This is a genomic window from Bradyrhizobium sp. A11, assembly GCF_042077125.1.
Classification (GTDB): domain Bacteria; phylum Pseudomonadota; class Alphaproteobacteria; order Rhizobiales; family Xanthobacteraceae; genus Bradyrhizobium; species Bradyrhizobium japonicum_B.
This window is the reverse complement of the sequence record NZ_CP149509.1, coordinates 867,601-885,365: the sequence shown is the minus strand read 5'-3', so window position 1 is coordinate 885,365 and position 17,765 is coordinate 867,601. Positions and strand designations below refer to the sequence as shown.

Annotated in this window: 12 protein-coding genes; 4 read left to right on the top strand and 8 right to left on the bottom strand. The window is 64.5% G+C overall.

Translation table 11 applies throughout. The annotated features are described in order from the left end of the window. Positions 1–6: 6 nt before the first annotated feature. From WI560_RS04060 to WI560_RS04035, 6 genes are all read right to left on the bottom strand, one after another. On the bottom strand, positions 7–1,644 hold the full coding sequence (locus tag WI560_RS04060; protein WP_375306991.1) for an ABC transporter ATP-binding protein: 1,638 nt from the start codon (positions 1,642–1,644) through the stop codon (positions 7–9). A gap of 4 nt (positions 1,645–1,648) precedes the next feature. Beyond that, positions 1,649–2,827: an ABC transporter permease gene (locus WI560_RS04055; protein ID WP_028138546.1), complete on the bottom strand. Its 1,179-nt coding sequence runs from the start codon at positions 2,825–2,827 to the stop codon at positions 1,649–1,651. Continuing rightward, positions 2,827–3,936 (bottom strand): microcin C ABC transporter permease YejB, encoded by a 1,110-nt coding sequence (locus WI560_RS04050; protein ID WP_028138547.1) that lies wholly within the window; start codon positions 3,934–3,936, stop codon positions 2,827–2,829. Before WI560_RS04050 ends, WI560_RS04055 begins: the two co-directional genes overlap by 1 nt. 2 nt (positions 3,937–3,938) lie before the next feature. Beyond that, entirely contained in the window at positions 3,939–5,822 is a 1,884-nt protein-coding gene (locus WI560_RS04045; protein ID WP_375306990.1) for an extracellular solute-binding protein, read from the bottom strand. A gap of 14 nt (positions 5,823–5,836) precedes the next feature. After that, positions 5,837–7,738 carry an extracellular solute-binding protein gene (locus WI560_RS04040; RefSeq protein WP_375306989.1) on the bottom strand — a complete coding sequence of 634 codons (1,902 nt, stop codon included), beginning with the start codon at positions 7,736–7,738 and terminating at the stop codon, positions 5,837–5,839. A 211-nt stretch (positions 7,739–7,949) separates the two neighbouring features. Then, a complete protein-coding gene (locus WI560_RS04035; protein ID WP_375306988.1) occupies positions 7,950–8,504 on the bottom strand; it encodes a c-type cytochrome in 555 nt (184 codons plus the stop codon). 247 nt (positions 8,505–8,751) lie between these two features. On the opposite strand from WI560_RS04035, the gene WI560_RS04030 reads away from it, so the two are divergent. Continuing rightward, on the top strand, positions 8,752–9,492 hold the full coding sequence (locus tag WI560_RS04030; RefSeq protein ID WP_375158663.1) for a 3-deoxy-manno-octulosonate cytidylyltransferase: 741 nt from the start codon (positions 8,752–8,754) through the stop codon (positions 9,490–9,492). Between the two features lie 21 nt (positions 9,493–9,513). Beyond that, a complete protein-coding gene (locus WI560_RS04025) occupies positions 9,514–10,374 on the top strand; it encodes a prephenate dehydratase (RefSeq protein ID WP_375306987.1) in 861 nt (286 codons plus the stop codon). An 85-nt stretch (positions 10,375–10,459) separates the two neighbouring features. On the opposite strand, the gene WI560_RS04020 is transcribed toward WI560_RS04025, so the two are convergent. Further along, positions 10,460–11,476 carry an LLM class flavin-dependent oxidoreductase gene (locus WI560_RS04020; protein ID WP_375306986.1) on the bottom strand — a complete coding sequence of 339 codons (1,017 nt, stop codon included), beginning with the start codon at positions 11,474–11,476 and terminating at the stop codon, positions 10,460–10,462. Between the two features lie 409 nt (positions 11,477–11,885). Here WI560_RS04020 and metF point away from each other — a divergent pair, with 409 nt between their 5' ends. Both metF and metH read left to right on the top strand, forming a co-directional pair. Next, positions 11,886–12,806: a methylenetetrahydrofolate reductase [NAD(P)H] gene (gene metF / locus WI560_RS04015; protein ID WP_375306985.1), complete on the top strand. Its 921-nt coding sequence runs from the start codon at positions 11,886–11,888 to the stop codon at positions 12,804–12,806. A 6-nt stretch (positions 12,807–12,812) separates the two neighbouring features. After that, positions 12,813–16,661 (top strand): methionine synthase, encoded by a 3,849-nt coding sequence (metH, locus tag WI560_RS04010; protein ID WP_375306984.1) that lies wholly within the window; start codon positions 12,813–12,815, stop codon positions 16,659–16,661. A 364-nt stretch (positions 16,662–17,025) separates the two neighbouring features. Here metH and WI560_RS04005 read toward each other — a convergent pair whose 3' ends face one another. Next, complete coding sequence (locus WI560_RS04005) at positions 17,026–17,655, bottom strand: glutathione S-transferase family protein (protein ID WP_375306983.1); 630 nt, start codon at positions 17,653–17,655, stop codon at positions 17,026–17,028. Between the last annotated feature and the right edge of the window lie 110 nt (positions 17,656–17,765).

Genomic DNA, 17,765 nt, shown 5'->3' with positions numbered 1-17,765 from the left:
CGGGGCTTACGTCGCCACCGAGCCGTTCCCCGCCGTCTCCAGCCGGAACGCGGCGGCGAACAGCGCGCGCGTGTAATCCGTCTTCGGGTTCTTGAACAGCTCGGCAGCCTGTCCCTCTTCGACGACCTTGCCGCCGCGCATCACGATGAGATGGCTGGCGAGAGAGGCGACGACGCGCAGATCGTGCGAGATGAACATGTAGGTGAGCTCGCGCTTGCGCTGCAGCTCCCGCAACAGGTCGACCATCTGCGCCTGGAACAGCATGTCGAGCGCGCTGGTCGGCTCGTCCAGCACGACGAAATCCGGCTCCAGCACCACCGCGCGTGCGATGCTGATGCGCTGGCGCTGGCCGCCGGAGAATTCGTGGGGATAGCGGAAGCGGGTATCGGGCTTCAGCCCGACGTCTTCCAGCGCCTTGACGACGCGCGCCTCACGCTCCTCACGCGACAGCTTCGGCTGATGCACGGAGAGGCCTTCGGCGATGATGTCGGCGATCGACATGCGCGGCGAGAGCGAGCCGAACGGGTCCTGAAACACGATCTGCATGTCGCGCCGGAACGGGCGCATCTCCTTGAAACGCAGGCCCTGGATATCCTTGCCCAGGAACACGATGCGTCCGTTCGAGGAGATCAGCCGCAGCAGCGCCAGCCCCAGCGTGGTCTTGCCCGAGCCGGATTCGCCGACGACACCGAGCGTCTCACCCTTGCGCACCGCGACGCTGACACCGTCGACCGCCTTGATGTGGCCGACCGTTTTGCGCATCAGGCCGCGCTTGATCGGAAACCACACTTTCAGATCGTTGACCGACATCACCACCGGTGCGTCCGGCTGCGGCGGCGCCGGATCCGGCTTCGGCTCTGCCGCGAGCAGGTCGCGCGTATAGGGATGCTTCGGCGTCTTGAACACCTGCTCGACCGGGCCCTGCTCGACGATCTCGCCGTTCTTCATGACACAGACCGTGTCGGCGATGCGGCGCACGATGCCGAGATCGTGGGTGATGAACAGCAGGCTCATGCCGAGCCGCGAGCGGATGTCGGCGAGCAGCGCCAGGATCTGCGCCTGCACGGTGACGTCGAGCGCCGTGGTCGGCTCGTCCGCGATCAATAGATCCGGTTCGTTGGCGAGCGCCATCGCGATCATCACGCGCTGGCGCTGGCCGCCGGAAAGCTGATGCGGATAGCTGTTCAGCCGCGTCTCGGGCTCGGGAATGCCGACCTGCGTCAGCAGCTCCAGCGTCCGCCTGCGGGCCTCCGCGTTGCTGGTCGGATTGTGCAGCTGGATGATCTCGCCGATCTGCGCCTCGATCGTGTGCAGCGGATTGAGCGAGGTCATCGGCTCCTGGAAGATGATGGAGATGTCGCTGCCTCTGATCTCCCGCATCTCCTGCTCGGAGCGATCGATCAGCTCCTGCCCCTTGAAGCGGATGCTGCCCGAGGGATGCGAGGCGTTCGGATAGGGCAGCAGCTTCAGGATCGAGAGCGCGCTGACCGACTTGCCGGAGCCGGATTCGCCGACCAGCGCCAGGCATTCGCCGCGCTTGATCTGGAACGAGACCTTGTCGACCGCGAGCGTGGTGGCGCCGCCCTGATGGAAAGCCACCGAGAGATCGCGAACGGCAAGCAGGGGCTGGTTGATCGCATCCATGACCTTACCTGAACGTCTTGCGCGGATCGAAGGCGTCGCGCACCGCTTCGCCGATGAAGATCAGGAGCGACAGCATGATCGCGACCGAGAAGAAGCCGGAGAAGCCGAGCCAGGGCGCCTGCACGTTGGACTTGGCCTGCGACAGCAATTCGCCGAGCGAAGGCGATCCCGGCGGCAGGCCGAAGCCCAGGAAATCGAGCGCCGTCAGCGTCATCACCGAGCTGGACACGATGAAGGGCAGGAACGTCATGGTCGCAACCATCGCATTCGGCAGCAGGTGGCGGAACATGATGACCGGGTTGGACACGCCGAGCGCCCGCGCCGCCTGGATGTATTCGAAGTTGCGCCCGCGCAGGAACTCGGCGCGCACGAGACCGACCAGCGAGACCCAGGAGAACAGCAGGAGGATGCCGAGCAGCACGAAGAAGCCGGGCACGAGCACCGAGGACAGGATCAGGAGAAGATAAAGCGAGGGAATCGCCGTCCAGATCTCGATGAAGCGCTGGAAGATCAGATCGACCCGGCCACCGAAATACCCCTGCACCGCGCCCGCGGCGATGCCGATGACGGACGAGATGATGGTGAGGCAAAGGCCGAACAGCACCGAGATGCGGAAGCCATAGATCAGCCGCGCGACGACGTCGCGGCCCTGATCGTCCGTGCCGAGCCAGTTGTATTCGAGGTCGCGGCAGCTCTTCAGCCCCTTCTTCTCCACCACCGGCTGGCACTGCTTCTCGGTCAGCATCCAGGTCGGCGGCGACGGCGCCGGCGTCGGCAGGTCGAGATTGTGGGTGTCGTAGGAATAGCGGATCAGCGGCCAGACGATGCTGCCGTTCTTGTCCTTGATCAGCTTCTGCAAGTACGGATCGCGATAGTCGGCCGCCGTCTCGAAGTCACCGCCGAAGGTGGTTTCCGAATAGGTCACGAAAGCGGGCCAATAGAGCCGGCCGTCGAACTTGATCAGGAAGGGGCGGTCGTTGGCGATCAGCTCGGCGAACAGCGAGACCACGAACAGGGCGATGAAGATCCAGAACGACCAGTAGCCGCGCCGGTTGGCCTTGAAGTTCTGCCAGCGCCGCCGGTTGAGCGGCGAAGGCGCAAACGGCTTGCGCGTGATTGGAACGGCGTCGCCAAGGGGCGACTTCGCTGTGGTTTCGATCGGCGTCGGCGCGGTCAGCGTCATCAGACCTCCCGCGCCTCGAAGTCGATCCGGGGGTCGATCCACATATAGGTGAGGTCGGAGACCAAATTGATCACGAGGCCGACCAGCGAAAAGATGTAGAGCGTGCCGAACACCACGGGATAGTCGCGGTTGAGCACGCTCTCGAAGCTGAGCAGCCCGAGCCCGTCCAGCGAGAAGATGGTCTCGATCAGCAGCGAGCCCGAAAAGAAGGCGTGGATGAAGGTGCCGGGGAAGCCCGCGATCACGATCAGCATCGCGTTGCGGAAGACATGGCCGTAAAGCACCCGGCCCTCGCTGCAACCCTTGGCGCGCGCAGTCATGACGTATTGCTTGCGGATCTCGTCCAGGAACGAGTTCTTGGTCAGGAACGTCATGGTGGTGAACGCGCCCAGTCCCATCGCGATCAGCGGCAGCGTCAGATGCCAGAAATAATCGATGATCTTCCAGTACCAGGGAAACTGCGACCAGCCGTCCGAGGTCAGTCCGCGCAGCGGGAACCAGTTGAAGAAGGAGCCGCCGGCAAACAGGATGATGAGCAGGATCGCGAACAGAAAGCCGGGAATCGCATAGCCCAGCACGAGAATGGTCGACGTCCAGGTGTCGAAGCGCGTGCCGTCCTTGACCGCCTTGCGGATGCCGAGCGGGATCGAGATCAGGTAGGTGATCAACGTCAGCCAGATCCCGAGCGAGATCGAGACCGGCAGCTTTTCCTTGATGAGCTGGAGCACGCTGACGTCCCGGAAATAGCTCTTGCCGAAATCGAAGCGGGCGAAATTCCACACCATCAGCGCGAAGCGTTCCGGGGCCGGCTTGTCGAAGCCGAACTGTGCCTCGAGCTTCTTGATGAAATCGGGATCGAGGCCCTGCGCGCCGCGGTATTTCGAGTTGATGGCATCGCCGCCGGCACCGACTTGCCCCGGCGCGCGCTGTGCAAAGTCACTGCCGCCCGAAATGCGCGAGGTGCCGCCGGTATCGGCCCCCGAAAGTTGCGCGATCACGCGCTCGACCGGGCCGCCCGGCGCGAACTGCACGACGACGAAGGAGACGAAGAGGATGCCGAGCAGGGTCGGAATCATCAGGAGGAGACGGCGGGCAATATAGGCGCTCATGATTATTTCGCCTGCTCCAGCTTGGCGGCCTTGGCCGGTTCATGCCACCAGATATCGGGCGCGCCCACGCCGTTGGCGTAACGCGGCAGCTTCGGCGGATGACCGAACTGGTCCCAGTAAGCCAGCCGATGCGTCTTGTTGTACCATTGCGGCACCCAATAGCGGCCGGCGCGGAACAGACGATCGAACGCGCGGCAAGCGACGGTCAGCTCCTCACGGCTGTCGGCCGCCATGATCTTCTCGATCATGGCGTCGATGGCCGGGCTGGCGACGCCCGCAAGATTGTACGAGCCCTTGGTATTCGCGACCTGCGAGGAGAAGAACGCGCGCATGGCATCGCCAGGCGTCGCCGACATGCTGAAGCGCTGGATCGTCATGTCGAAGTCGAAATCCTCCACGCGCGCGCGATATTGCACGGCATCGACGAGGCGGAGGCTTGCTTCGATGCCGAGCGTTGCCAAATTCTTGATATACGGCGCGTGATGCGGCTGAAGCGACGGCTCCTCCGCCAGGAATTCAATCTTGAATACCTCTCCGCTCGGCAGCATTCGCTTGCCATCCTTGATCGGATAGCCGGCTTCGTTGAGCAGCTGCTGCGACTTGCGCAAGAGAGCGCGGTCCTGCCCCGAGCCGTCGGAAACCGGCGGCGCGAATGGCGCAGCGAACACTTCATCGGGAACCTGACCGCGGAACGGCTCCAGCAGCTTCAGCTCTTCCGGCGACGGCGGCCCGTTGCTCGCCATGAGATCGGAATTCTGGAACGGCGACACCGTACGGGCATAGGCGCCGTACATGATGGTCTTGTTGGTCCATTCGAAGTCGAACGCATCGATCAGTGCCTCGCGCACGCGCGGGTCCTTGAACTTGTCGCGCCTTGTATTGATGAACCAGCCCTGCGCGCCGGACGGCGTGTCGTCGGGCACGACCTCGAGCTTGACGCGGCCCTCCTTGACGGCGGCGAAATCATAGCGCGTCGCCCAGATGCGCGAGGTGAATTCCTCGCGGTAGAGATAGTTCTTGCCGGTGAATCCCTCGAAGGCGACATCGCGGTCGCGATAGAACTCATAGCGCACGACATCGAAATTATAGGTGCCGCGGCAGGGCGGCAGATCGGCGGCCCACCAGTCCTTCACCCGCTCATACTCGATGTAGCGATTGACCTCGAACTTGCTCACCTTGTACGGACCCGATCCCAGCGGAATCTCCAGAGACGATTCATCGAACGGGCGAGAGGCGTAATAGGCTTTCGAGAAGATCGGCAGGCTCGCGGCATAGAGCGGCACGTCGCGCGCCCGCCCCTTGGCAAAGGTGACGACGAGCGTTGCATCGTCGACCGCTTCCGCGCCGATCATGTCGCGGAGCTGCACGAGGATCAGGGGATGCCCCTTGGTCTTCAGCGCCATCAGCGAAAACGCCGCATCGTGCGCGGTAAGCTTGGTGCCGTCGTGGAATTTCGCCTCCGGCCGGATCGTGAAGCGGTAGACCAGCCTGTCCGGCGAGATCTGCACGGATCTGGCGGCGAGCCCATACATCGCATCAGGCTCGTCGCTCGCGCGCACCATCAGCGGTGCGAATGTCATGTCCATGCCTTGCGCGCCATCGCCCTTCAGGATGAAGGCGTTGAGCGAGTTGAAGGTCTGGTAGGACTGGTTATAGGCCCGCACCGACGGAATCAGCGAGAACGTGCCGCCCTTCGGCGCATCGACGTTGACGTAGTCGAAATGGTGGAAATCGGCGGGATATTTGAGATCGCCGAACGCCGAGATGCCGTGCGCCTCGGTCCCGGCTTCCGTTGCACCCGCACGGCGCAACGGCGCCCCCATGGACGCCCCGAGGGCGCCGCCAACACCCAAGGCCAGCACGTGGCGGCGTGACATCTGCGTCATGCGGGGGATATCCTTCACGACTTCTTTGCGATCCGCGCCGCCTTGTCTGCGTCGTACCACCAGATGAACGGGAAGCCGGACTGACCGTATCTCGGCAATTCCGCCGGCCGGCCGAAGCGGTCCCAGCGCGCCGTGCGGATCTTGTTGTAGGTCCACTGCGGCACGACGTAGTGATTCCACAGCAGCACGCGGTCGAGAGCCTTGGTGGCTGCGACGAGATCATCGCGATCGGTGGCGTAGATCAAGCGCTCGATCAGCTTGTCGATGGCCGGATTCTTGATGCCCGCGATATTGCGCGACCCCGCGATGTCGGCCGACTTGGACGACCAGAACTCGCGCTGCTCGTTACCCGGCGACTGCGACTCGCCCCACGAGTTGGTGACGATGTCGAAATCCCACTCGCGCGTCCTGTTCTCGTACTGGGTCGGATCGACCGTCCGCACGCTGACGGCAATGCCGAGCCGCTCCAATGACGGCTTGTAGAACAGCGTGATCCGCTCGAAGCTCGGATCCGAGTTCAGCAGTTCGAGGGTGAACTGGGCGCCGGTCTTGACGTCGACCAGCTTGCGGTCGCGCACCTCGTAGCCGGCTTCCTTGAACAGGCGCAGGGCCTCGCGCAGATTCTCGCGCACAGCCTCCGGACTGCCCCCCACGGGATTGCTGTAGGCCGTCGTGAAGACTTCGGGTGGGACCTGGGCGCGCACGGTCTCGAGGATCTCGAGCTCCTTGCCCTGCGGCAAGCCAGTCGCCATGAGCTCCTCGATGCCGTCGAAATAGCTGCTGACGCGCTTGTACTGGCCGTAGAAGATCTGCTTGTTCATCTCCTCGAAGTCGAACGCAAAGTTGAGCGCACGGCGCACGCGGGGATCGCTGAACTTGCCGCGGCGCAGGTTCGGCACGAAGGCCTGCATCACGCCTGAGCTGCGATTGACGAACTCCTCGAGGATCACACGCTTGTCGGTCACGGCCGGGAAGTCGTAGGCGGTCGCCCAATTCTTCGCGCTGTTCTCGGTGCGCCAATCGACCTGGTCGGCCTTGAAGGCCTCGATCGCCACGGTGGCGTCGCGGAAATATTCGTAGCGCAGCTCGTCGAAATTGTTGCGGCCGACATTGGCAGGCAGGTCGCGGCCCCAATAATCCTTGACCCGTTCAAGTGCGATCGACCGTCCTGCAACGAAGTCCTTAACCCGGTAGGGACCGGAGCCGAGCGGCACTTCGAGCGTCGTCGCCGAAACGTCCCGCTTGCGGCCCTGCGCGTCGGTCCCCTCCCACCAATGCTTCGGCAGGACCGTGAGCTGGCCGACGATCTGCGGCAGCTCGCGGTTGCCCGGCGCGTCGAACACGAATTTCACCTCGCGCTCGCCCACCTTCTCCGCCCGGACCACATGGCTGTAATAGGCCGAGTACATCGGGTGGTGCTTCTTGAACGAATCGAGCGAGAAGATCACGTCGTCCGCAGTCACCGGCTTGCCGTCGTGCCATTTGGCCTGCGGCCGCAAGCGGTAGGTGACGAAGGAGAAATCGTCGGGATGGCTGACGGCCTCGGCCAGCGCGCCGTACTCGGTCGAGACCTCGTCGAGCGAGGCCGTCATCAGGGATTCGTAGATGAATGCGACGGCACCTGCGACCTGCCCCTTCACGCCCGACACGACGATGTTGAAATTGTCGAAGGTGCCGACGGCGATCTGGCGGGCAACGCCGCCCTTGGGCGCTTCCGGATTGACGTAGTCGAAGCGCTTGAAGTCAGCGGGGTACTTGACCTTCCCGAACAGCGACAGGGCATGACGCCAAGGCAGCTCAGTTGCTGATTGCGCCTGCGCTGAGCCGATGGCGGGAACGCCGGCCGCGGAACCGAGGACGGGAAGCGCTGCGGCCGCAGTGCCTGTGAGCAGGAGATCGCGTCGGGTAATGGCCAAATCAACATCCCTGTCTTGAAGGAGGCTACTCCTTTAAGTTCCCAATATAGGCGAGGTTTCGACCGAATATGTTGCTTTTTCCTCATCTTGAAGGGCCGGATGGCCCGCCAGATGCGGCCAAACGCCCCGATAAATTCACCGGGAGGCCCGGGTACGAAAACGGCCAGGCTTCTCAGCCTGGCCGCCTCTTCCAAGACAGATTGTTGAGGCCTTACTTCGAGGCCGTCGGCAGCGGCTGCGGATGCTCTGACAGCGAATTCAGATAGGCGATGACGTCGGCGCGCTCGGAATCCTTGGCAATACCGGCGAAGCCCATCGCGGTGCCCGGGATAAAGCCCTTCGGATTGGCGATGAACTTGTTGAGATCGTCGAACGTCCAGTTGCCGCCCTTGGCCTTGATGGCGGCCGAGAAGTTGAAGCCGCCACGACCCTGGCCCTTCGGCTCGCCGACGACGCCATAGAGGTTCGGCCCGACGCGATTCGGGCCGCCCTTCTCGAAGGTGTGGCAGGCGCCGCACTTCTTGGCGGCGGCGGCGCCCTTCTCGATGGAGGCGGTCTGGAGCAGCTTTTCGATCGGCTCGGACGGTGCGGCCGCAGCGCCGCCTTCCTTGCCGTGGCCGGCATCTTCCTTCACCGCGATCTCGAAGCCCGGCTTTTCCGGCATCTTGGGCGAGAACAGCGCATTCGCGGTGAAGCTCGTCACCAGCAAGAAGAGACAGGTGCCGAGCACGGCACCGAGAATTTTATTGAGTTCGAAAGAGTCCATTTCCGGCCAGGCCCCACACCGCAAGAAGGATCGAGCGGCCGGGCGGCCGCCAGGACGAGCCTCGGGAGAATCAACCGTTCGCTATCGTTTCCCCGAGTTTTGCCATTGAGATATCGGTTTGCCCGGGGTCTGGCAACCCGTATAAGCGAGCCGCCTTCAGGCTCGTCCCCACCCCCTTGCTCGGCGTGAAAAACGCCCCGTTTCCAGACCCTTGACCCCAAGACCTTGCCGCCAAGAACTTGACCCCATGATCGACCCTCGCATCCTGGTGCTGATCCCGGCCCGCATGGCCGCCACCCGCCTGCCCGGCAAGCCGCTCGCCGATATCGCGGGCCTGCCGATGATCGTCCATGTGCTGCGCCGCGCCGAGGCCGCTGCCATCGGCCGGGTCGCGGTCGCAACCGACACGCCGGAGATCGCCTCGGTGGTGGCCGCCCATGGCGGCGAGGCGGTGATGACCCGCCCCGATCACCCATCCGGCTCCGACCGCATCCATGAAGCCATGCAGAAGCTCGATCCGGAAGGAAGGGCCGAGATCGTGGTCAATCTCCAGGGGGATTTCCCAACCATCACGATCGACAACATCCGCGAGGTGCTGCCTCCCCTGCAAGACCCGGCCGTGGACATCGCGACCCTGGCCTCGCAGATTCATACCGAGGAAGAGGACCTGGCGCCGAGCGTGGTGAAGGCGATCGGAACCTCGCTTGGCGGCAGGCGGATGCGCGCACTTTACTTTACCCGCGCGACGGCCCCTTACGGCGACGGACCGCGTTACCACCATATCGGGCTCTATGCCTACCGCCGCGCCGCGCTGGAGCGCTACGTCTCGCTTCCGCCGTCTCCGCTGGAATTGCAGGAAAAGCTCGAGCAGCTCCGCGCGCTGGAGGCCGGCATGCGCATCGACTTCACCATCGTGGATACAGTGCCCCGCGGAGTTGATACGCCGGCGGACCTGGAAACCGCCCGCAGCATCCTTTCCAAATCCTGAGCCGCTGTTACAAGGCCGATCATGAGCAAGATGAAGATCGCATTCCAGGGCGAACCCGGAGCCAATTCGCACATCGCCATCGTCGAGGCCTATCCGGACGCCGAGCCGATGCCCTGCGCCACCTTCGAGGACGCGCTGTCGGCGATCTCGTCCGGCGAGGCCGATCTCGGCATGATCCCGATCGAGAATTCGGTGGCGGGCCGCGTCGCCGACATCCATCATCTCCTGCCGGCCTCCGGTCTCTTCATCATCGGCGAGTGGTTTCTCCCCGTTCGGCATCAGCTGATGGCGGTGAAGGGGACCAGGCTCGAGGACATCAAGAGCGTCGAGAGCCATGTGCATGCGCTCGGCCAGTGCCGCCGCATCATCCGCAAGCTCGGCATCAAGCCGATCGTTCACGCCGATACGGCCGGCAGCGCCCGCGACATTTCCGAGCGCAAGGACAAGACGGTGGCCGCGATCGCCTCGCGCCTCGCCGCAAAGATCTATCGCCTCGACATCCTCGCCGAGGACATCGAGGACGAGGCCCACAACACCACGCGCTTCGTGGTGCTGGCGCGCGAGCCGAAATGGGCCGCGCAGGGCTCCGGCCCGCTGGTCACAACGTTCGTTTTCCGGGTGCGCAATTTGCCGGCCGCGCTCTACAAGGCGCTCGGCGGCTTTGCCACCAACGGCGTCAACATGACCAAGCTCGAGAGCTACATGGTCGATGGCAATTTCTTCGCCACGCAGTTCTACGCCGACGTCGACGGCCACCCCGAGGACAAGAGCCTCGCCTTCGCCATCGAGGAGCTAAAATTCTTCTCGCGCGAATTCCGCATCGTCGGCGTCTATCCCGGCCATCCGTTCCGCGCGACGTTCAGCGAATCGCAGCAGAGTTGATGACGTCGTTCCGGGGCACGCGAAAGCGTGAACCCGGAACCTCGAGATTCCGGGTTCGATGCTTCGCATCGCCCCGGAATGACAATCAAGCCGCCGGTTTCGCCAGCCCGAACGCCTCCGCCAGCAGCGAATACGACCTTTTCCGCGCCTCGTGATCATAAACGGCGGTGATGACCATCAATTCGTCCGGCTTGCTCGCCTCGATCAGCGGCTGCAGCTTCCTCTGCACGGTCGCGGGGCTGCCGACGAACAGGCGGGAACGGTTGCGCAGGATAGAGGTGCGCTCGGCGTCGGAATAGGGATAGGCCTGCGCCTCCTCGACGCTCGGCAGCGGCAAATACTGACCGCGGTCGCGGCGCAGCCTGTTGAGGTCGAACGAAGAGGCGAGCCGTTCAGCCTCCACGTCGGTATCGGCCGCGATGGCGGCGACCGCGAGGATCGCGTGCGGGCTCGCGCGCCAGGCCGAGGGCTGGAAGCGATTGCGGTAATGCACCATCGCATCGACCGCATCGTGGGAGGCGAAGTGATGGGCGAAGGCGAAGCCCATGCCGATCTGCGCTGATAGCTCCGAGGAATAATCGCTGGAGCCGAGCAGCCAGATCGGCGGCAGGGCCGTATCGTCGGGCATGGCGACGACGTTGTTGTAGGGGTGCCCGGCGGGGAATTCGCGCGTCTGCCACAGAATCAGTTCGTGCAGCCGCTCCAGAAAATCATCACCCTCGCGGCGATCGAGCCGGCTGCGCAGCGCGTAAGCCGTCGCACCGTCGGTGCCGGGCGCGCGGCCGAGGCCAAGGTCGATGCGGCCGGGAAACAGCGCCTCCAGCATCTTGAAGCGCTCGGCTACCACCAACGGGGCGTGGTTGGGCAGCATCACCCCGCCGGAGCCGACGCGGATATGCTTCGTCACCGCTGCGATCTGGCCGATCATGAGGTCGGGCGCAGGGCTCGCGACGGAGGCGAGGTTGTGATGCTCGGCGAGCCAATAGCGGACATAGCCGAGGCCGTCGACATGGCGCGCCAGATCGATGCTGTTGCGCAGCGCCGCCGCAGGCTTGGTGCCGGTGGTGACGACGGAGAGGTCGAGAACGGAGAGCGGGATCATGGCGGCCTAACGTAGTGGACGGCCGCGCGGCGACAATGGGGCGGCTGCGCAGGTCTGGCGTGTGCCGGCCGCGAGCAGATGCGGCAGCCCGGGGCGACGAGATGGGCCAATTAACATCTAGATAACGATCGCATCGTTCTGCCCACCAGCTGAAACTAACCACATCTCGGCTCCTCGCTTACATAATATATTGATGTTTAATAAGTTTTATGGAAGACAGATCATCCCACTAGGATCCATACGCGACTGATAATTCCAGAAGAATTGACAGAAGTGGGCCACTTCCCATTCCCGATGGGCTGTCGATCAAGTCGCCTTTGGCTTATCTTGGGCGCCATGTGAGCTGACCGTCGGCCGCCGAATCCGGCGCCGAGACTTTGGCGGCGGCAAAGCTGGAGTGAGTGGGGCCATGACCGATCTGACGATTCCTGCCCGGGCCGACCGGCAAGACGGGCACCTGAAGCGGCCTGCGATCTCCTTCGAGTTCTTTCCACCCAAGACCGAGGAGATGGAGCGCAATCTCTGGGAGACCATCAACCGGCTCGCCCTGCTCGAGCCGAAATTCGTCTCGGTGACCTACGGCGCCGGCGGCTCCACCCGCGAGCGCACCCATGCGACCATCGCCCGGATCCTGAAGGAAACCGCGCTGCTGCCGGCGGCGCACCTGACCTGCGTCGGCGCCTCGCGCGGCGAGATCGACGAGATCGTCGACCGCTATCACGAGGTCGGCGTCCGCCACATCGTCGGCCTGCGCGGCGATCCCGCCGGCGGCATCGGCACGCCCTATGCCAGCCATCCCGACGGCTACCAGAGCTCGGCCGAGCTCGTCGCCGGGATCAAGAAGCGGCACGCCGATATCGAAGTGTCGGTCTCGGCCTATCCCGAGAAGCATCCCGAGGCGCGCGACTTCGACGCCGACATCGACACGCTGAAGGCCAAGGTGGATGCCGGCGCGACCCGCGCGATCACCCAGGTGTTCTTCGACAACGACCTCTACTTCCGCTATCTCGACCGCGTCCGCGCCCGCGGCATCGACATTCCGATCGTCCCGGGCATCATGCCCATGCACAATTTCAAGCAGGCGCGCAATTTCGTCACCCGCGCCGGCACCACGGTGCCGGACTGGTTCGCCGCGAAATTCGAGGGCCTCGACGACGATGCCGAGACCCGCAAGCTGGTGGCCGCGACGGTGGCCGCCGGCCAGGTGCAGAAGCTCGCCAAGCACGGCGTCGACACCTTCCATTTCTACACCATGAACCGCGCCGATCTCGTGTTCGCGATCTGCCATTTGCTCGGCATCCGCGCCAAGAGCGTCCAGAAGGCTGCGTGAAAGAAAATGACCGTCCCCGTTTCCGCCAAGCGAACTGCCCTGCTCAACGCCGCCCGCGAGCGCATCCTGGTGCTCGACGGCGCCATGGGCACGATGATCCAGAATCTGCAGCTCGACGAGCAAGCGTTCCGCGGCGAGCGCTTCAAGAACTTCCATCGCGACCTGCGCGGCAACAACGATCTCTTGATCCTGACGCAGCCGCAGGCGATCGAGGACATCCACGCCGCCTATTTGCGCGCCGGCGCCGACATCGTCGCGACCAACACGTTCTCCACCACGTCAATCGCGCAGGCCGACTACGACCTCGCCGACATCGTCTACGAGATGGCGCGTGAAGGCGCCCGCCTTGCCGGCAACGCCGCACGGCGCGTCGAGGCCGAGGACGGCAAGCCGCGCTTCGTCGCGGGCGCCATCGGCCCGACCAACCGCACCGCCTCGATCTCGCCTGATGTCTCCAATCCCGGCTACCGCGCCGTCACCTTCGACGACTTGCGCAAATCCTATGGCGAGCAGATCCGCGGCATGCTCGACGGCGGCGTCGACCTCCTGCTGGTCGAGACCATCTTCGACACGCTGAACGCCAAGGCGGCGCTCTATGCGGTCGCCGAGATCACCGAAGAGCGCGGCATCGACATGCCCGTGATGGTGTCGGGCACCATCACCGACAAGTCCGGCCGCCTGCTCTCGGGCCAGATGCCGGAGGCGTTCTGGAATTCGGTGCGGCACGCCAGGCCCATCACCATCGGCTTCAACTGCGCGCTCGGCGCCGAGGATCTGCGCGCGCATATCGCAGACATCGGCCGCGTCGCCGATACGCTGGTCTGTGCCTATCCCAATGCCGGCCTGCCCAACGAGTTCGGCCAGTACGACGAGAGCCCGGAGTACATGGCGCGGCTGATCGGCGAGTTCGCCCGCGACGGCCTCGTCAACATCGTCGGCGGCTGCTGCGGCACCACGCCGGATCATATCGCGGCGATCGCAGCGGCCGTCGCTCCGCACAAGCCGCGCATCGTGCCCGCGATCGAACCGCGCCTGCGGCTGTCCGGGCTGGAGCCGTTCGTGCTGACGGACGCGATTCCGTTCGTGAACGTCGGCGAGCGCACCAACGTCACGGGGTCCGCCCGCTTCCGCAAGCTGATCACCGCCGGCGACTACACCGCCGCGCTCCAGGTCGCGCGCGACCAGGTCGAGAACGGCGCGCAGATCATCGACGTCAACATGGACGAGGGGCTGCTCGATTCCGAAGCGGCGATGGTGACCTTCCTCAACCTCGTCGCCGCCGAGCCCGACATCGCCCGGGTCCCCGTGATGGTCGATTCCTCGAAATTCTCGGTGATCGAGGCCGGCCTGAAATGCGTGCAGGGCAAGCCGGTGGTCAACTCGATCTCGATGAAGGAGGGCGAGGAGAAGTTCATTCACGAGGCCAAGATCGCCCGTCGCCATGGCGCGGCCGTGGTGGTGATGGCGTTCGACGAGGTCGGCCAGGCCGACACGTTCGCGCGCAAGACCGAGATCTGCAAGCGCGCCTACGACATCCTGGTGAGCAAGGTCGGCTTCCCGCCTGAGGACATCATCTTCGATCCGAACGTGTTCGCGATCGCGACGGGCATCGAGGAGCACAACAATTACGGCGTCGACTTCATCGAGGCGACGCGCTGGATCCGGCAGAACCTGCCGGGCGCGCATGTCTCCGGCGGCGTCTCCAACCTCTCCTTCTCGTTCCGCGGCAACGAGCCGGTGCGCGAGGCCATGCACTCGGTGTTCCTGTATCACGCCATCAAGGCCGGCATGGACATGGGCATCGTCAATGCCGGGCAGATGATCGTCTATGACGACATCGACCCCGAGTTGCGCCAGACCTGCGAGGACGTCGTCCTCAACCGCGATCCGGGTGCGAGCGAGCGGCTCCTGGCGCTGGCGGAGAAATTCCGCGGCAAGAAGACGGAAAGCAGGGAAGCCGATCTCGCCTGGCGCGAATGGCCGGTGGAGAAGCGGCTGTCGCATTCGCTGGTGCACGGCATCACCGAATTCATCGAGCAGGACACCGAGGAAGCCCGCAAGACGTCTTCGCGCCCGCTCGACGTGATCGAGGGGCCGCTGATGGCCGGCATGAACGTGGTCGGCGATCTCTTCGGCGACGGCAAGATGTTCCTTCCGCAGGTGGTGAAATCCGCCCGCGTGATGAAGCAGGCCGTGGCCTGGCTGATGCCGTTCATGGAGGAGGAGAAGGCGCGCAACCTCGCCAACGGCATCGGCACCGAGGGTTCCTCGTCGGCCGGCAAGATCGTGCTCGCGACCGTCAAGGGCGACGTCCACGACATCGGCAAGAACATCGTCGGCATCGTGCTCCAGTGCAACAATTTCGAGGTCATCGACCTCGGCGTGATGGTGCCCGCGGCCAAGATCGTCGAGACCGTGAAGGCGGAGAAGGCCGACATCGTCGGCCTCTCGGGCCTGATCACGCCCTCGCTCGACGAGATGGCGTTCTTCGCCGGCGAATTGCAGCGCGAAGGCCTGAAGCTGCCGCTGTTGATCGGCGGCGCCACCACCAGCCGCGTGCATACGGCGGTCAAGATCGACCCGAGCTATCGCGCCGGCCCCGTCGTGCATGTCAACGACGCCAGCCGCGCCGTCGGCGTCGCCTCCTCGCTGCTCTCGCCCGAGAAGCGCGAGACCTATGCCGCCGAGGTGCGCGCCGAATACGCCAAGATCTCGGAAGCGCATCTGCGCGCGCAGGCCGACAAGAAACGGCTGAAGCTGGCTGACGCCCGCGCCAACCGCGTGCCGGTCGATTTCACCGCCAACAAGCCGGTGAAGCCGACCTTCCTCGGCATCCGCAGCTTCGACGACTACGACCTCGCCGAACTGATCGACTACATCGACTGGACGCCGTTCTTCCAGACCTGGGAGCTCGCGGGACGCTTCCCCGCCATTCTCGACGATGCCAAGGTCGGCGAGGTCGCGCGCTCGCTCTATGACGATGCACGCAAGATGCTCGACACCATCGTCAAGGAGAAATGGTTCCGGGCCCGCGCGGCGATCGGCTTCTGGCCGGCCAACGCGCAAGGCGACGACATCGTGCTCTATGCCGACGAGAGCCGGACCAAGAGCATCGCCACGCTGCACACGCTGCGCCAGCAGTTGGAGAAGCGGGAAGGCCGCTTCAATGCCGCGCTCGCCGACTTCGTCGCGCCCGCGGGTGTTCCCGATTATATCGGCGGCTTCGTCGTCACCGCCGGCATCGGCGAGGATGCGGTCGCCGACCGCTTCAAGATGGCCAACGACGATTACTCCTCGATCCTGTGCAAGGCGCTGGCCGACCGCCTCGCCGAGGCCTTTGCCGAGCGCATGCATGCCCGGGTGCGCCGCGAGTTCTGGGCCTATGCGCCGGACGAGACGCTCTCCGCCGACGATCTGATCCTGGAGAAGTACCAAGGCATCCGCCCGGCGCCCGGCTATCCCGCCCAGCCCGACCACACCGAAAAGGCGACGCTGTTCGAGCTGCTCGATGCGGAGACGACCTGCGGCGTGAAGCTGACCGAGAGCTTTGCGATGTGGCCGGGCTCCTCGGTCTCGGGCCTCTACTTCGCAAACCCCGCGAGCTATTATTTCGGCGTCGGCAAGATCGAGCGCGACCAGGTCGAGGACTACGCCGCGCGCAAGGGCATGAGCGTCGCGGAGACCGAGCGCTGGCTCGCGCCGGTGCTGAACTACATCCCGCCGCAACAGACCGACAAGACCTTTGCGGCCAAACCGGCCAACGACGAGACCCCAGAGGATCTCGCCTCGCATCCGCCGGGCTGCACCTGCGCGGTGCATCTGGTCTGGCAGAAGAAGCGCGCGGGGGCGGGATAGACCCGCCTGCCAGACAAAAAATGCGAAAACAACCCCATGCACAGTAGAATGGGGTTGAAAAGGTTGAATAATTTCGGTCCACCCGAAGACGCTTTGCGGCGTCGGGCAAAACAGCGGTACTATTGCATCATCGGGCTGTCCCGCGCGGTGCCGCAACGGCGGCGGATGTATCCTGTAACCCTCCCACATGCACGGTGCCCATCCTCCCCTGGAGGGGGAGGATCGGTTCGCATGCAGCGAAGCGGAATGCGAACCGAGGCGGGGTGACAGTCTGTCCGCGGAAGCGCTGCCCGTGTGGAGAGATCACCCCACCCCGCTCGCGCTTCGCGCGATCGACCCTCCCCCTCCAGGGGAGGGTGAGATCTCACCCCTTCGGCGGGGCCAGCGGCTGCACGATCTCCTTGAACGGTGCCAATGCCTCGCAACGCTCCGCATGTGCGGTTAGCGCCGGATAGCGCGAGGCGTCGAACAGCTGGGGATGGGCCTCGCGGGTGAAGCGGACGACACAGGCGACCGCGACGTCGGCGTGGCCGATGCGATCGCCCAGCCAGTACGGCGTCGTCACCTTGGCCCGCTCGGCTTCCAGCACCTTGAGCACGTCGCCGATCTGCGCCTGGCAGCGCTCGACCCAGAGCGCGAGCTGCTCCTTTCGCAGCACGCGCTCGTAGAGCAGGCTCACCGCCTTGTCGCCGAGGCCGGAGGCCAGCGCGCAGATACGCAGATGCCTGCGCCGCTCAACGCCGGCGCGCGGCAGCATCGCCTTGGCCTCGCCGACGAAGTCGTCGAGATAATCGAGAATGATCGTGCTCTCGATCAGCACCTCGCCGTCGTCGAGCACCAGGGTCGGCACGCGGCGCAGCGGATTGTACGGCGCGATCTTGTCGGCATCGCCGAAGGTCGACCACGGCCGGTGCTCGAAGGGAAGCCCGTAAAGCTTCAGCGCGATCGCGACGCGGCGGACGAAGGGGGAATCATATTGGCCGATCAGGAACATGGTTCTCGCTCTTCTCAATCATTGGACACGGCAGGGCCGATCAGTCTCCACGACCGGCTCGGTGCGGCGCAACAATTATCTCGGAAACGGAGCATTGCGCCGGCTGCAAC

Bases quoted from the DNA above. Each gene is read 5' to 3' on its own strand.
- WI560_RS04045 (WP_375306990.1), bottom strand. From the start codon at position 5,822: ATGACGCAGATGTCACGCCGCCACGTGCTGGCCTTGGGTGTTGGCGGC.
- metH (WP_375306984.1), top strand. From the start codon at position 12,813: ATGACCGTCCCCGTTTCCGCCAAGCGAACTGCCCTGCTCAACGCCGCC.
- WI560_RS04030 (WP_375158663.1), top strand. From the start codon at position 8,752: ATGATCGACCCTCGCATCCTGGTGCTGATCCCGGCCCGCATGGCCGCC.
- WI560_RS04005 (WP_375306983.1), bottom strand. From the start codon at position 17,655: ATGTTCCTGATCGGCCAATATGATTCCCCCTTCGTCCGCCGCGTCGCG.
- WI560_RS04020 (WP_375306986.1), bottom strand. From the start codon at position 11,476: ATGATCCCGCTCTCCGTTCTCGACCTCTCCGTCGTCACCACCGGCACC.
- metF (WP_375306985.1), top strand. From the start codon at position 11,886: ATGACCGATCTGACGATTCCTGCCCGGGCCGACCGGCAAGACGGGCAC.
- WI560_RS04055 (WP_028138546.1), bottom strand. From the start codon at position 2,827: ATGACGCTGACCGCGCCGACGCCGATCGAAACCACAGCGAAGTCGCCC.
- WI560_RS04060 (WP_375306991.1), bottom strand. From the start codon at position 1,644: ATGGATGCGATCAACCAGCCCCTGCTTGCCGTTCGCGATCTCTCGGTG.
- WI560_RS04035 (WP_375306988.1), bottom strand. From the start codon at position 8,504: ATGGACTCTTTCGAACTCAATAAAATTCTCGGTGCCGTGCTCGGCACC.
- WI560_RS04050 (WP_028138547.1), bottom strand. From the start codon at position 3,936: ATGAGCGCCTATATTGCCCGCCGTCTCCTCCTGATGATTCCGACCCTG.
- WI560_RS04025 (WP_375306987.1), top strand. From the start codon at position 9,514: ATGAGCAAGATGAAGATCGCATTCCAGGGCGAACCCGGAGCCAATTCG.